Genomic DNA, 13,627 nt, shown 5'->3' with positions numbered 1-13,627 from the left:
CCCGTGGACGAGACTTAAACCGCTCGTTTCCTTGGTCATCTCCCAGAGCGTCTCGGGGTCGGCCTTTATGACCTCGCCAACCTCGAAACCACCTGCAATTGTCCCCCTCTTCGTCAGCGTCTGCTCCTCGTGGAGGCCGAGCCTCCTGAGCGTATCGCGAAGCTCGTAGGGGTTGCCCCTCGCCACGTAGAGGAACACTAAGTCCCCCTCGTTGAAGGCCCTCGACTTCCTCAGCTCCACCGTTTTCAGCCCGCGGAAGAGCAGTTCGGCGTAAACCTGATGGAGCGCTATGACGTGCTCCATGCTTTCACCACTCGGGACTCGGAAAAGGATTAAAAAGGCTTGTGGCTATCAGTGGTGATGGTCAGACTTGTGAAGACCACCGTCAGAGATGAGAAACTCTGGAAGGCCGGTGTGGTTTTCTTGGCTTTCTCTCTAGCTCTTCTTTTCATCGGAATAGCCACGGGAAGGACAGCCTACTCACTGCCAAACGTTTTCATAGCTCTAGCTCTCCTTATTCTTGCAAACCGCCTTCGGGTTGTCAGAGTGGAATGCACCCAGGGAACTTTCCTTCTGGTTCCGGATTATGGCACTTCCACCTTAATCCTCAGGGACTCAAATGGCAACGTTGTCCTTAGAGACTTCTTCCCCCTCTTTGAGGAGAAGAAGCTGAGAACTCCCTGCGGGGTTCTTGAGGTTCGGGCCATCGGGCACAGGTTCGGGAAGGTCGAGCTTGGAATAACTGCGGAAAGTGAAGAAGTCATGCTTCCCTAAGGACTAGCCCTGCCTTAACGATATCGCTCACGACTCCGCTTGCCGTCTCCCGGGGCCCGGCTCCCGCCCCCTTAACGAGCAGCTCCCCGAGGAGATCGGTTTTTATCAGGGCGACGTTCTCGTTGCTCGAAACGGCCAGCGGGCTTTCGAGGGGTATCTCCCTGGGCTCGACCTTTACCTTCCCCCTCTCAACGGTCGCGACGAGCCTTATCGTCTTCCCGTGGGAGGTTGCCTCCCTCACAAGCTCGGGCGTTATGCCGTCTATTCCCCTCACCTCGGCCTCCCCGAACGTCATCGGATGGAAGGCGACGCAGTGCAGAATCGTTGCCTTGTAACCCGCATCTATCCCGAGCACGTCCCCGCTCGGGTCCCTCTCGGCCATACCGAGGGACTGGGCTTCCCTCAGCGCCTCCTCGAAGGTCTTTCCCTCCTCCATCCTGGAGAGGATGAATGTAGTCGTCGCGTTGAGAACTGCCTCGATACTCTCAACCCTGTCCCCCAGCAGGTTCTCCCGCAGGAGAGCTATCACCGGCGTCCCCGCCATGACCGTTGCCTCGAAGAGGTAAGGGATTCCCCTCCTCTCTGCCTCGCCAACGAGCTCGGAGTAGTGGAACGCCAAGGGTGGCTTGTTGCTCGTAACGAGGGCGCTCCCGTTCCTTATCGCCCTGAGGTGCCAGGGGAAGGCGTTGGCATCGTTGGTGACGTCAACGACGATGTCAGGGTTTACCTCCTCGATTGCCTCACCGGGTTTCATGTTGTAGACCTCGTAGTCGTTCGTCCAGGCCGAGAGCCTCCCGAAGTTCTCCTTCACGAGGAGCGCCTCCCTGAGGTCTATGCCCTCGGGCAGCCAAACGAGACCGCTCGTATCGGCCACGCTGAGAACCTTAAAGCTCAGTCCGTACTTCTTCCTGAAGAACCCAGTCTTTTCGAGGAGAACCCTCGCGGTTGCTCTTCCCACGTTCCCAAAGCCGAAGATGGAGAGAGTTATCTCCTTCACGAAACCACCGCAGAAAAGTTGGGGGAGGGCTTAAAGGCCTTACCTCCCGAGGATGACCTTTATGATGTCCATGTCCCTGACTATTCCGATGAGTTCGCCCTCGCCCCTTATGACTGGCAACTGCTCTATCTCGTACTTCACCATCTTCTGGGCCACGTCGTAAACGCTCATGTGGGGAGTTGCGACCACAACGTTGGGGTTCATTATCTCCTCAACCGGCTTTTTCGGGAGCTGGAGTTCGGCCTTCTCGAAGATGAGCGTCGGGTTTGCCTCAAGTATCCAGTCCTCCTCGCTTGAAGCCGAGAGGGAGGTCTGCTTTATGACCCTTATCACCTCGCTGTCGTGGAGCAGGTCTGTCTCATCGACCATCCCGATGAGGTTCCCGTCGTCGTCTATAACCGGTATCGCCATGGCGTTGCAGAGCAGGAGGGCCTTCAGCGCAGCCTTTAGGGGCGTCCCGCGCCAGACAACGCTGACGTTTCTCTGGTAGTAGGGCTCGATGCTAACTTCCCTGAGCTTCTCGTTCTTCGAGAGGTACCTCCTCACTATGTCCCCGACGGTCAGGATGCCTATGGGTCTCCCCTCGTCGTCAACGACAACGACCCTTCTGTAGCCTGAGTCGAGAATCTTCCTGACGGCCTTCTTGAGGTCATCGTTAACCTTAACTGTTGGAACGTCCCTCCTGATGAGCATGGCCAGCTGGTCTTCATCGGGGTTAACGAGGATGTTCTTTATGCTGATTATCCCAACTAGCTTTCCCTCTCTGTTGACGACCGGAAAAGAGCGAACCTTGTGCTTTTTGAAGAGCTCAAGTGCGTATTCCCTACTCGCCGGGAGCTGTATGACCACTGGATCCTTTGTCATCAGAGTCTTGACCCTCATTTACACCACCGCTTAGCTAAGGTCATCAATACTATTTAAGGTTTCAGGCTAAGGAAAGTTTTTAAGACCCATCTCAGAGAGAGGGCATAGGTGGAGAGGAGTGAAGCTGGCCCTTGAACACAAGTTTTCGCTCACCGTTTATCTCTGGGGAATAATAACCGGAGTGATCAGTGGGTGGCTCGCATACTACAACCGTGCGGCGTGGATACTGGGCTTTCTGCTCTATTTCCTCACAGACAGGTTCGTTATGGCCGTGGTCAAGGAACTGCCCCCGGATGTACCCGACCAGAGGGCGATATTCAAGAAAGCATTCTGGGGATGGCTACTGTTCTGGCTGTACTTCACGATGCTCAGCTACACTGTGGCTGTTCACTTCACACCGGTCTGCTACTCCAACCAGAGCCTGCTCTATAAGATGGTCAGCTCGGGCAACGCGACTATAAAATGCCTGCCCGGCACGGGGTGAGGGCGATGAACGCTGAGGAAATGAAGAAGGCCGTCGCAAAGGAGGCCCTGAAGTTCATCGAGGACGAGATGGTTGTCGGCCTTGGGACCGGCTCTACGACCGCTTACTTCATCCGCTACCTCGGGAAGCTCATAATGGAGGGGGAGCTTGAGGAGGTCTACGGCATTCCCACGTCCCATCAGGCGAGACTGCTGGCCATAGAGAGCGGTGTCCCCGTCGTTTCCCTCGACGAGGTCGATGCAATAGACATAGCCGTCGATGGCGCCGATGAAGTTGACCCCCACCTCAACCTCATCAAGGGCAGGGGCGGGGCGTTGACGATGGAGAAGGTAATCGAATATCGAGCCGGGACTTTCTTGGTACTCGTTGATGAAAGCAAGCTCGTCGAGAGCCTAGGCCAGAGGGTGCCCGTCCCGATAGAGGTCATTCCTCCGGCATGGAGGGCCATAGCGGAGGAGCTTGAGGTCTTCAACGCGGAGGCCGAGCTGAGGATGGCGGAGAAGAAGGACGGGCCGGTCATAACCGACAACGGCAACTTCATCCTCGACGCAAGGTTCCACAGGATAGATGACCCCCTCGACCTTGAGATAGAGCTCAACACGATTCCCGGAGTTGTCGAAAACGGAATCTTTGCCGATATAGCGGACATCGTTCTTGTTGGCACCAAGGAAGGCGTCAAAAGACTCGAACGCTGAGCGGTTAATTTTATAAAGCCCGCCTTCCCCATTATTCTCGAACCGAGCGGGGGTTGCCGAGCCTGGTCAAAGGCGGTGGACTCAAGATCCACTCCCGTAGGGGTTCCGGGGTTCAAATCCCCGCCCCCGCACCATATACTCATAGCGCCAGAGCAAAATTCGTTGGTAACGAAAACCTTTGAGAGCTTCTCTCAGATCAGGATTCCTTCAAGTGGAGTTTTTAACTAAACCCCTCAGAGCTTCTTTATCTCCTCCACCCGCTCGAACTCACTCCGTTTTATTAGCCCGATAGCGAAGGCTACGAGGCCGATTTTCTGGAGGTTCTCGGGGGTGAGCTTTTCCTTCGAGAGCTCTTCGAGCATCGAGGCCAGCTTTCCGAGGGCTTTTTCCTTGGCTTTTTCGGAGTAGTCCGCGAACTCTAAAGCTTGGAGGATGGAGAGGACTTCGAGTTTAGTATCTTCGGGTAAACTTTTCGTCCTCGGCTCTGTTTCTATCTGCTTCTGAACCTTCGGATACTTTGCGGAGGGTTTCTTTTTTTGCCTTACGATCATTTCCTCTGGCGCTACCTTCTTGAACGCGTCTACAAATTCCTCAAATTCTGGCACTTTACCTGCTTTGATATGTCTTGTTGCCTTTTCTCCCTTTGCCTTTATCTCTGCTAAGCGTTCTGCCAGTTTAATTGCAGCATTCACGAATTCTTCCATATTCTTTCTTTTTTCTTCTGGTATGTGGTCGTATTCATCCTCCAGGATCATTGCTATCACTGCTGCCCGCTTTTTTAGCTCTTCGAAGGGCGGAAGTATTCGAGCCTTTTTGTCTATTTCTTTCAGATCCGGGTGCCATACCCACTTTTTCTCTGTTCTTTCATCGCCAATGGCTATATTCAAAATACGTTCAGTTGTTTTACTGTGCTCTTGATAAGTATATTCGCTGCCTTTGTAAGCAGTTGGCAGTGCTAGAAGCTGAAAGAGAATATTGTATTTCGTTGCATCTGTTTTGTTCGGGGCATACACATCGTGGTACCTTTCTTTGTTCTCGTCTAATATTGTTACATGAGTGTGTGTTCCAGCGCGTCCTTAAGCACTTTTTTGAGAGCTTGATCCCATTTTCTTCTAGGATTTTCATGAGCTCTCTCATTTCTCCTACTAACGTTTCACTCTTTTTTTAGCTCTTCTGCATCATGTACAGGTATTTCTTCAACCTCCTTGCCGAACCAACCTTTTTTTCTTTCTACGCGCACCGTCTTTCGAATTTTTCCCGTGAGGTAGTACGTAACCATTGCAGTCACCACCAGCCGTGAATTCGGAATAACTGCAGGGGCTCAGGCGTGATTCCACGTGGAGTCTATAGTTTTTGAGGGGATAAGCCTTTCGAAGTCGGCTAAATCCCGGCCCATCCACCACAGACCATGCTACACTTAAATAAACTCCCCAAGCAGGAACTTCCACAGCGGCACCATCTCTATCGTGGTTTTCCCCCTTTCTATCCTCCTCTCAGAATCCCACGTAATCAACAGGGCATTTTTAAAGCCGAACTCCCTCGATGCCTTCCTCAGCGCGTTCACCTCGCGCCTTAGCGTCTCCTCATCGCCAACATCGTAGCTAACTTGTAGGAGGACTCCTTCATCGGGCAGGACGAAATCGACCTCCCAGTTATCTCCGAGGGCATAGTTGACCTCCTTTCCACGCCTGAGGAGTTCGATAAAAACCGTGTTCTCCATCAGCCTCCCGATGTTCTCGCTGAACTTTACGCTCAGAAACGTCAGGAACGATGTGTCAACGAAGTACATCTTTCTTGGATGCTGCATCCTGAGCTTTACCTTGGAGGAATAAACCTCAATGGGGAAGGCGAAGTAGCACTCCCCGAGGTACCTCAGGTAGTTGGCAAGCGTTGACTTGGATATTGAGTAGCCCATGCTCCTCATCGTTCTGGCGGTTTTGCTCAGGCTCACGTACTCGGAGTTAAGGAGAAGCCTGATGAACGCCCTGAGCTCTTCGGGGTTTCTGATCGAATACCTCTCCACGACATCGAGGGCTATTATCGTGTTGAAGTAGTCCCTGACGATCAGCCTCTTGATCCTCACGTCTTTGGTTAGAACAACCTCTGGAAAGCCTCCGTAGAGGACGTACTCCCTCAGCAGGTTAAGGAGCACTGGCTTTTTGGAGCTGAAGTCCAGTTTCTCAGGCATTTCAAAGCCCTTAAACCTTAGAAACTCACGGAAGCTCAGGGGGAAAACTTCAAAGGTCAGCGCCCTGCCCCTGAGTGATGTCGGTATCTCCCTGCTGGATAGCTTTGAGGAAGAGCCGCTCAGGAAGAGCCTTACATCCCCCCTCGAATCGTGAATTCTTCTCACCCAGAGGTCCCAGTTTGGGATGTTCTGTATCTCGTCCAGAAAGAGGTACAGCCTTTCCTTCCTTCCATAGAGCTCCTCTATCGTCGGGATGAGCTCGGTTAGGGTTTCGATCTTTTTCTCAAGCCTCTCATCCTCGAAGTTGACGTAGAATATCTCCTCCCTCGGGACTTTCTTTGAGAGTTCGTTGATGAGCTGGAACATGAGGTAGGTTTTGCCGACCCTCCTGCAGCCTGCGAAGGTTACGACCTTTCTCGGTTTATCCGGAATCAGGGAAAGGTCAAAGTCCCTCTCGACGAGCTCGGGCGTCCACGTTTCCTGCCACTCCACCAGAACCTTGGCTAAATCCTCCCTCATGATAGTCAATACATCTGCATCATTTATAAATCTTGTCTAGTATATCGAACAACTATTTATAAATAGCTGTTTTGTAAACTTGCCCAGCTTTTCGAGTACTGGCCCGATGCCAAAGGACCGATTCAAGGAAACACCTTTTAAGTTTCCCAATGTTCCCCTCCTTGCTTAATGATAACTAAGTTGGGGCAAAATATAACCAGAGTAGGCGATAGGTCAGTAAACCTCTCCGCTGGCGATGTGTTAAGCCGAGCCCTTGCCCTTTAGGGCAGTAAGAAGATCAGCCCCTGCTTAAACTATTCCTCGAAGTCCCTCAAATCCCACACCAGCCAGCCATCTTCTCTAAGCTCTTCCTTTTCCTCAATCTCTTTTGCAACGATTCCATACCACTTCTTCCACCCTTCCAGTCCTACAAGCTTCGCTTTCCTCTCCAAATCCTTTAGAATCTCTCTTCCTTCTCTCGCTTAGCTCTTTCCACTTCACCTCGACGAAGAGGGCTTTTTTCTCCCTCTCATCCAGAGCAACGAGGTCGATCTTCTCGTTCTTGTGCCACCAGCGCCCAATTTTTGTGAACTTAAAGGGCAGTTCGCCAGCCTTATTGAGCCAATTAAAAACTGTCTGGCAATGTCCTCAAAGACGAAGCCAGGGTAGTCGTTGAACTCGTCCCTTATCTCCTCCACCACATCAAATCCTATCTCTATCCCGTCCCTCCTCGGAAAGACGAAGCGGAACCAGAAGGCAAAGAAGTTGTCGTTTATCCTGTAAACCGTTCGTCCCTTCCCCAAAAAGGGCCTCTCTTCCCTGATGTAGCCCATCTCCTCTAAAACGTTGAAGTACCTGCCGAGGCTCTTGGTTTCTATCCTTGCTTTATTCGCTATCTGGCCGAAGTGCGTGTAGCCGAGAGCAATGGCTCTGAGAATCGAGAAGTACCTCGAAACGTCCCTCAGCTCCTCCTTGAGGAGGTATTTGGGCTTATAAGCCTTTCGAAGTCTTTAAACGGCCTAGGGAATAATAACCACGGTTATCATAATGGCGATTATCATTTCCCGCGAATTTAAAAAGAAAGCACGTACCTCAGAAACAAAGCGAGACAGACCTCAGTCCACGAACGCCAGCCCGTTCCACAGCTCCCGTATTTCGCGCGTGGCGTCTGGATAAACCCTCTTGAAGGTTATCCTCCAGTAACCGTTTTTCAGATCCTCGATGTCTTCAATGTGGATGCTGAGCCCGAGCTTTTCGAAGTGGGTGACCATTCTGTGGGCGGTGCTTATGTTCTTGACCCTGACCTTGAAGGTCTCCTCGACGGCGTGTCCGCGCGATACCTCCTCAATGCTCTCAACGAGAGGTCTCAAAAGCGCCTCTCCGAGGGCCCTGGCGTATTCTTCAAGCCCCTTCCCCCTGACCTTTCTCTCGGCTATGTAGAAGGCAAGTCTGCTTATCCTCCCCATGAAGTAGCCCCCGGGAAGGTCGAAGAAGATGTGGGAGCCTATCTTTATGTCGTTGATGTTTGCGTAGGGCGTAACGTACTTCGCTATCCTCCTCATGTCGGGGGTTTTCATAACTATTCCTTCTCTTCTCTCCTCGCTGAGCTTATCAATCAGGTCGTAAAGCTCATCCATGCGGGAGCGGTCGAAGAGGCCGAAGCGCTCAACCTGCGGAATCCCGTACTCCTCGGCGAGCCTGTATCTCTCCTCCGCCGGGATGCTCCTCCCCGTTCCCTTCTCCTGAATGTCGAAGAGGAAGAACTGGATGTCCTCATTCACGTAGGGTGGCCCCTCAACGAGGTACGGACTCTCGGGCCCCGCCATCTCCCCGGCCAGAATTAGGTTCGGGTAATCCCTGAAGAACTCCTCGTTTATGAAGTCGAGGATTCTCTCCGTCGTGAACGGGCATACGAAACCGCCCCTTGTCAGGGCCAGAATCCTGTCCTTAACCTTAACGACGCGGACGTTGTAGCCGTCGACCTTCTCCTCGACGTAGAAGGCTTTGTTTTTGAAAATCCTCCTGACGCCGTTCTCCAGCTGGACGACACGCTTTATGTGGGGAAACCCCGGAACAACATCTCCGGTCTCGAAGACGACGGTTCCCCTCCTGAAGCCCCTCGCAGAGTCCCTGAAGCGGACGTATCTAAGTCCCTCGAACTCGTCCTCAGTTACTCCCCCCTTGTTCTCAAGGACCGTGAGCCTCTCCTCCGGAAGGCCAAGTTTGAGGAGCAGGGCCTTGAAGTGCGAACTCACCATATTGCTTCCCCTCGATAGGTTGGAGGAACCCATTAATAACCGTTTGGAATATGGAGAAAAGTCGGGAAAGAAGGGTTCAGCGCTTCATGGTTGAGAGGACTTTGGTCGTGACGTCGTTGCCGTTCTTGTCGTATATTCTGTAGTAGGCCGAGTAGGGCAGCTTCATCTTGGCCCTTCTCATGGCCTCAAGGGCGAACTTGAGGTGGTTTTCGTTCACCCAGACGGTTAGTATCTTCTGGTCCTTCTTAACCCTTGCCGCCAGTCCGATCGGCTTACCAAATGGCCTTCTCATACCGTTTCCGTAACGGTCGGCCTTCCTTCCGGTGGCCATCGGGTTCTCACGGAGAACTTGGAAGGGGAAGACCCTTATCTTAAAGTGGAAGTTGCTCCTTCCGACGTTCTTCTGAAGGTACCTGTTGACCTGAATACGAATAGCCTCAAGGGCGTTCTGCCTTATCTGCATGGCCTGCTCGGCGTGAAGGCTGACCTCGTACTGGAACTCGGCGGAGAGGTTGCCCATGTCGAATATCGTTATCTTCGGACCTGGAGCACCGCGTATGTACTCCCTTCTCGTGTAAGCGGGCTTGTCAACGTCCCTATCAATCTTTGCTGGCCTCAGTCCCATACTCTCACCTCCAAATGAGCGTAAGCTAAGCCTAAACTTAGCTTGCCCCCGCTTTTATAAAAGTTTTGGAGGGATATCTTTTCCAATCTTCACACCCTCAACGAAAAGCCCAACTGAAAAGGGCAGGAAAGCAAGGAGGGCCAGATTGAGGCTCAACCAGAGGTGAACCTCGCCGAGGGAATACGCTAAGCCGAATATTATCCCGCCCACGAAGGTTGAGAGGTTTTGAACCGCGTTTACCCCGCCTATAGCCAGGGAAGAGCGGTGGTAGCCTGCTAAGACCTTCCTCGAAATCGGGCGGAAGCTCTGGAAGGCGAAGAGAGCGAGGAATATGCCTACGAAAACCGTTGGGGCGGTTTTTATTGATGCCAAAAGCGGTGAAATCCCGGCTAAAAATGCCGTCAGCTTCACCGTCTTTGCTTCGCTTCTCACATCGGCGAACCACGAGGAGAAATAGCTGAGCAGAGAGGCCGCGAAGCCTGTCCAGCCCAGTAAAACTGCCGTTCTTTCCCTGCTCAGCCCGAGGGCCTCTGAAACGTAAACGTAGGTTATCTCCCCGGAGGTGAAGGCCACTATGACGGCCATGAGGGAGGCTATGATCAGAACCCTCCTCGGGTCAATGCTTATTCCCTCTGCTCGCTTCTCCTCCCTCCTCGGCGCTATTCTGTCGTAGAGGAGGTAGTAGCTCAGGAGCATTATCAGGCCCGTCAGGACGAAGAAGGCTGAGGAAATCCACATCTGGCCGGATAAGCCGAGGTTTACCGTGTATGCATAGGCGTAGTTCCCGAGAAGTGAAGCGATGCTCCCGAAGAAGAAGTACACCGAGGTCACCCTCGCCCTCATCTCCTTCGGTGCTGTTACCGCCACGACGAACTGGGCCATCGGCCAGCTCAGCCCGTTGAGGAAGCCGTTGAGGAGCTTTATCCCAGCCACCTGAAGCCAGCTTGAGGTTAGGGGATAGAGCTGAACCGCGAGGGCGTTTCCCATCATGGCCACCGCACCCAGGTAAACCAGCCATTTTCCCCTCTCAAGGGCAAGACCGCTCAAGACGGAGGTGAGGGCCCTCGCCAGAACGAAGGACATGGAAACCAGAGAAACCGCCAGCATGCTCGCCCTCAAAACATCGCGAGTGTAGAAGGCTATAGCTGGAGTTGCCAGGCGAAAGGCTATCGTTCCGGTGAAGGCTGAAAGCACGAGGAGGGCTATCCCTGCGAGCCTTCTGTTTTCCATCAGACCACCGTCTTAGCGTTGGGCCAACTTTTTAAAAGTCTTAATCTCCGTGAAGGTTCTTCGGGAGCCAGCCAGAAGGCCGGAACTTCTATCGAAACCACTCGCCCAAGACGAACGAACCCTTTTTATGGATGCCCCTCAACTGGGAGTGGTGATACCCATGGTGGTGACCCTTGAGTTCCACATGGATTACGAGGACGCCTACAGGGAAGTCTACGAGATGGTGAAGCCGAAGTACAAGCTGTTCACAGCCGGCCCCGTTGCCTGCTTCCCCGAGGTTCTCGCGATAATGTCCGTCCAGATGTTCAGCCACCGCTCGGCCGAGGCCAAAGCGGTTCACGTTGACACGCTTGAGAGGCTCAAGAAGTTCCTTGAGGCTGACAAAGGCGAGATAATCCTCTTTCCCAGTTCGGGAACGGGCTTCATGGAGGCATCGGTCAGGAACACGATACCGAGGGGTGAAAAGGTTCTAGTCACTGTCATAGGTGCCTTTGGAAAGCGCTTTGCAGATGTTGTCGAGGCCAACGGCAGGAAAGCCGTAATCCTTGAGAAAGAACCCGGACAGGCTGTAAAACCTGAAGAGCTCGACGAGGCTTTGAGAAAGAACCCCGATGTTCACGCGGTTACCATAACTTACAACGAGACTTCAACCGGCGTTTTAAACCCGCTCCCAGAGCTGGCAAAGGTTGTTCACGAGCACGACAAGCTCCTCTTCGTTGATGCCGTTTCAGCGATGGGCGGTGCGGACATAAAGTTCGATAAATGGGGAATTGATCTGGTCTTCGCGAGCAGTCAGAAGGCCTTTGGCGTTCCCCCGGGATTGGCGGTAGCAGCTGTCAGCGAGCGCGTTTTCGAGATAGCGGAGAAAATGCCAGAAAGGGGCTGGTACTTCGATTTACCGCTCTACAAGAAGTTCAACGAGAAGAAGAAGGGAACGCCCTCGACACCACCTCTTCCACAGATATTCGGCCTCAATGTCGTTCTCAGAATCGTCGAGAAGATGGGAGGAAAGGAGAAGTGGCTCGACATGTACAGGAAGAGGAGCGAGATGATAAGGGAAGGCGTCAAGGAGATGGGCCTTGGAATTCTGGCGGAGCCGGGATACGAGAGCCCGACCATAACAGCGGTCGTTGTTCCCGAGGGCATGAAGGGGGTTGACGTTTACAACGCGATGCGTGAGAGGGGCTTTGAACTGGCCAAGGGTTACGGAAGCGTTGCCGAGAAGACCTTCCGCATAGGCAACATGGGCTACATGACCTTTGAGGACATCCGCGAGATGCTTGACAACCTCAGGGAGGTTATAGAAGAGCTCAGGGGGCGCTGAGCCCCCTCAGATTATCCTCACCAGCTCACCGTCCTTGACGGCGTATATCTTGTCCACGGTTCTCCTTCCCGTCCTGAAGTCCCTTTTCGTGACAACAACGACGTCAAAGCGGTTAAAGGTTTCCTCGTCTATTCTGAGCCAGTGCATCACCTCATCCTTTACATCCTCAGTCATGGCGAGAGAAGTCACTATGAAGGCGTATCTGTCTATCAGCTCCTTCAGAATCATCGGGACGTCCACAGTGTGCAGTGTGTCAACAACGACGTAATCCGGCTCTACACTTTTCAGCCTCTCGATGACTTCCTCGGTTCTCACCTTGAGGGGTCTCCTGTCGAAGCGCGTGTCTATTATCTCTATGTTCTCCCTGAAGGGTTTGAACTCGCCGTAGGCCGTGACGACGGCTACCTTCCAGTCCTCAGGAACGTAGTGTAAAAGAGCTTCAACGAGCTTGGTCTTTCCGCTCCTGCTTGTGCCGACGATGAGAATGTCCTTTCTCCCAAGTATCTTCTCCCTCAGGAGTTCGAGTTGGTCGGGCCTTGCGGAGCCGTAGCGCACGAGGTCGTCGGGTGTGAACACGTAAACTCCCATGCTATCACCGGAATATAAATGGCCCGTGGAGGTTATAACGGTTTGGAAGCAAAGCCCTACCCCCCTTCTTTGACATTTCTTCAATTTTAACCCTAAAATTTTATCGAAATTTAAACAAATAACTGATTTTTTCGCATAAAAACCATAAAGGTGGAGTGCTAATTGCCTCCGGTGATGACCGTGAACGCGCTCAGCATAGTTGGCAGGAGGATAGACCCCGTTATGGACGTCCAGACGAGGGCGATAGCCTACCTTACCGGCGAACTCTCCAAGAGGGGCTTCCGCTGGCTTCTTCCAGTGATCTTGAGCCCGGTAACCGACCCGCTCTGGCCGGATCCAGCTGCAGGTGAAGCGCTGAAGCCACCGGAGGTTGAAGTCTACGGCGAGAGGCTCAGACTGACGCACAGCATGATACTCCACAAGCAGATGGCAATAGCGATGGGCGTAGAGAGGCTTTTCGTCCTCTCTCCAAACGTTAGACTAGAAGGCAGGGAAGCGGACGACGGGAGGCACGCGTACGAGTTCACCCAGCTTGACATGGAAGTTGCCGGTGCAAGCATGGACGAGGTCATGGGCCTGATTGAAGAACTCATAATCGGCCTCTTCCGCGAGCTCAGGCCTATCCTCTGGGAGGCCTTTGAAAGGGAGCTTCCAAGGGCGAGGAAACCTTTCAGGCGCTTCACCATCGAGGAAATCCGCGAGGAGTTCGGGAGCGAGGACGAAGCTAGCCGGGTTTTAGAGGAGCCCTTCTGGATAACGGGAATTCCGAGGGAGTTCTACGACCGGGAAGTTGACGGAACCTGGAGGAACTACGACCTCTACCTGCCGGAGGGCTACGGTGAGGTTTCCAGCGGTGGGGAAAGGGAATGGGAGTACGGGAAGATACTCTCAAAGATACGCTCCTCCGGTTTAAGCGAAGAATCCTTCAGGCCGTACCTTGAGGTTGCCAAGGCGGGCCTACTCAAGCCGAGTGCGGGAGCGGGAATAGGCGTTGAGAGGCTCGTCCGCTACATGGTCGGGGCAAAGCACATAGCCGAGGTTCAGCTCTTCCCGAGGATTCCCGGTGTTCCCGCGGTCATCTGAGGGATAACCTTTTCTTTCC

At 53.1% G+C, this 13,627-nt stretch carries 16 protein-coding genes, 1 tRNA gene and 1 pseudogene; 6 read left to right on the top strand and 12 right to left on the bottom strand.

Annotated elements, in window-relative coordinates; all coding sequences use genetic code 11:
* The coding region (locus tag MVC73_RS08415) for an ASCH domain-containing protein (protein ID WP_297509588.1) at nt 1–303 on the bottom strand (303 nt) is incomplete at its 3' end.
* A gap of 57 nt (nt 304–360) precedes the next feature.
* Between MVC73_RS08415 and MVC73_RS08410 the strand changes: the two genes are divergently transcribed.
* Nucleotides 361–774, top strand: coding sequence for a hypothetical protein (locus tag MVC73_RS08410; RefSeq protein ID WP_297509585.1), 414 nt, complete (start codon nt 361–363; stop codon nt 772–774).
* Here MVC73_RS08410 and MVC73_RS08405 read toward each other — a convergent pair.
* Together MVC73_RS08405 and MVC73_RS08400 are read right to left on the bottom strand one after the other, a co-directional pair.
* A complete protein-coding gene (locus MVC73_RS08405) occupies nt 761–1,771 on the bottom strand; it encodes a homoserine dehydrogenase (RefSeq protein ID WP_297509582.1) in 1,011 nt (336 codons plus the stop codon). The genes MVC73_RS08410 and MVC73_RS08405 overlap by 14 nt on opposite strands.
* Before the next feature lie 39 nt (nt 1,772–1,810).
* Complete coding sequence (locus tag MVC73_RS08400; RefSeq protein WP_297509579.1) at nt 1,811–2,653, bottom strand: CBS domain-containing protein; 843 nt, start codon at nt 2,651–2,653, stop codon at nt 1,811–1,813.
* Nucleotides 2,654–2,753: 100 nt separating this feature from the next.
* Between MVC73_RS08400 and MVC73_RS08395 the strand changes: the two genes are divergently transcribed.
* The 3 genes from MVC73_RS08395 (at nt 2,754) to MVC73_RS08385 (ending at nt 3,948) form a co-directional block, all read left to right on the top strand.
* Entirely contained in the window at nt 2,754–3,119 is a 366-nt protein-coding gene (locus MVC73_RS08395; RefSeq protein WP_297509576.1) for a hypothetical protein, read from the top strand.
* A 5-nt stretch (nt 3,120–3,124) separates the two neighbouring features.
* The gene (gene rpiA, locus MVC73_RS08390) at nt 3,125–3,814 is read left to right on the top strand and encodes a ribose-5-phosphate isomerase RpiA (protein ID WP_297509575.1); all 690 of its coding nucleotides are present in this window, start codon (nt 3,125–3,127) and stop codon (nt 3,812–3,814) included.
* A gap of 46 nt (nt 3,815–3,860) precedes the next feature.
* A tRNA-Leu gene (locus MVC73_RS08385) sits at nt 3,861–3,948 on the top strand.
* A gap of 99 nt (nt 3,949–4,047) precedes the next feature.
* Here MVC73_RS08385 and MVC73_RS08380 read toward each other — a convergent pair.
* The 8 genes and pseudogenes from MVC73_RS08380 to MVC73_RS08350 all read right to left on the bottom strand — a co-directional run bounded on the left by MVC73_RS08380 (nt 4,048) and on the right by MVC73_RS08350 (nt 10,613).
* On the bottom strand, nt 4,048–4,827 hold the full coding sequence (locus tag MVC73_RS08380; protein WP_297509573.1) for a hypothetical protein: 780 nt from the start codon (nt 4,825–4,827) through the stop codon (nt 4,048–4,050).
* A 140-nt stretch (nt 4,828–4,967) separates the two neighbouring features.
* Nucleotides 4,968–5,093 carry a hypothetical protein gene (locus MVC73_RS08375; protein WP_297509570.1) on the bottom strand — a complete coding sequence of 42 codons (126 nt, stop codon included), beginning with the start codon at nt 5,091–5,093 and terminating at the stop codon, nt 4,968–4,970.
* 138 nt (nt 5,094–5,231) lie between these two features.
* Entirely contained in the window at nt 5,232–6,521 is a 1,290-nt protein-coding gene (locus tag MVC73_RS08370; protein WP_297509567.1) for an ATP-binding protein, read from the bottom strand.
* A gap of 293 nt (nt 6,522–6,814) precedes the next feature.
* Nucleotides 6,815–6,952: a hypothetical protein gene (locus MVC73_RS10875; protein ID WP_366938952.1), complete on the bottom strand. Its 138-nt coding sequence runs from the start codon at nt 6,950–6,952 to the stop codon at nt 6,815–6,817.
* A 73-nt stretch (nt 6,953–7,025) separates the two neighbouring features.
* Nucleotides 7,026–7,333 (bottom strand): annotated as a pseudogene (locus MVC73_RS10870) (DUF234 domain-containing protein); the annotation flags it as partial.
* 282 nt (nt 7,334–7,615) lie between these two features.
* Complete coding sequence (locus MVC73_RS08360) at nt 7,616–8,758, bottom strand: RNA ligase (protein ID WP_297509564.1); 1,143 nt, start codon at nt 8,756–8,758, stop codon at nt 7,616–7,618.
* Nucleotides 8,759–8,834: 76 nt separating this feature from the next.
* Nucleotides 8,835–9,383, bottom strand: a complete 549-nt coding sequence (locus MVC73_RS08355; RefSeq protein WP_297509561.1) for a 50S ribosomal protein L16 — start codon at nt 9,381–9,383, stop codon at nt 8,835–8,837.
* Between the two features lie 54 nt (nt 9,384–9,437).
* Entirely contained in the window at nt 9,438–10,613 is a 1,176-nt protein-coding gene (locus MVC73_RS08350) for an MFS transporter (protein ID WP_297509558.1), read from the bottom strand.
* Between the two features lie 166 nt (nt 10,614–10,779).
* On the opposite strand from MVC73_RS08350, the gene MVC73_RS08345 reads away from it, so the two are divergent.
* Entirely contained in the window at nt 10,780–11,937 is a 1,158-nt protein-coding gene (locus tag MVC73_RS08345) for an alanine--glyoxylate aminotransferase family protein (RefSeq protein ID WP_297509634.1), read from the top strand.
* A gap of 6 nt (nt 11,938–11,943) precedes the next feature.
* Here the strand turns inward: MVC73_RS08345 and MVC73_RS08340 are convergent, their stop codons facing one another.
* Nucleotides 11,944–12,525: an ATPase gene (locus MVC73_RS08340; RefSeq protein WP_297509555.1), complete on the bottom strand. Its 582-nt coding sequence runs from the start codon at nt 12,523–12,525 to the stop codon at nt 11,944–11,946.
* A 180-nt stretch (nt 12,526–12,705) separates the two neighbouring features.
* On the opposite strand from MVC73_RS08340, the gene MVC73_RS08335 reads away from it, so the two are divergent.
* Nucleotides 12,706–13,608, top strand: coding sequence for an asparagine synthetase A (locus MVC73_RS08335; protein WP_297509631.1), 903 nt, complete (start codon nt 12,706–12,708; stop codon nt 13,606–13,608).
* The last annotated feature ends 19 nt before the right edge of the window (nt 13,609–13,627 follow it).

The sequence above is a fragment of the Thermococcus sp. genome (assembly GCF_027052235.1).
Classification (GTDB): domain Archaea; phylum Methanobacteriota_B; class Thermococci; order Thermococcales; family Thermococcaceae; genus Thermococcus.
Note: the sequence above shows the minus strand (reverse complement) of the source record. Positions and strands in the feature narration are given on the sequence as shown.

Excerpts from the sequence above, each read along its gene's own strand:
- rpiA (WP_297509575.1), top strand. The coding sequence starts at position 3,125 with ATGAACGCTGAGGAAATGAAGAAGGCCGTCGCAAAGGAGGCCCTGAAG.
- MVC73_RS08355 (WP_297509561.1), bottom strand. The coding sequence starts at position 9,383 with ATGGGACTGAGGCCAGCAAAGATTGATAGGGACGTTGACAAGCCCGCT.
- MVC73_RS08375 (WP_297509570.1), bottom strand. The coding sequence starts at position 5,093 with ATGGTTACGTACTACCTCACGGGAAAAATTCGAAAGACGGTGCGCGTA.
- MVC73_RS08370 (WP_297509567.1), bottom strand. The coding sequence starts at position 6,521 with ATGAGGGAGGATTTAGCCAAGGTTCTGGTGGAGTGGCAGGAAACGTGG.
- MVC73_RS08410 (WP_297509585.1), top strand. The coding sequence starts at position 361 with ATGGTCAGACTTGTGAAGACCACCGTCAGAGATGAGAAACTCTGGAAG.
- MVC73_RS08400 (WP_297509579.1), bottom strand. The coding sequence starts at position 2,653 with ATGAGGGTCAAGACTCTGATGACAAAGGATCCAGTGGTCATACAGCTC.
- MVC73_RS08340 (WP_297509555.1), bottom strand. The coding sequence starts at position 12,525 with ATGGGAGTTTACGTGTTCACACCCGACGACCTCGTGCGCTACGGCTCC.
- MVC73_RS08350 (WP_297509558.1), bottom strand. The coding sequence starts at position 10,613 with ATGGAAAACAGAAGGCTCGCAGGGATAGCCCTCCTCGTGCTTTCAGCC.
- MVC73_RS08360 (WP_297509564.1), bottom strand. The coding sequence starts at position 8,758 with ATGGTGAGTTCGCACTTCAAGGCCCTGCTCCTCAAACTTGGCCTTCCG.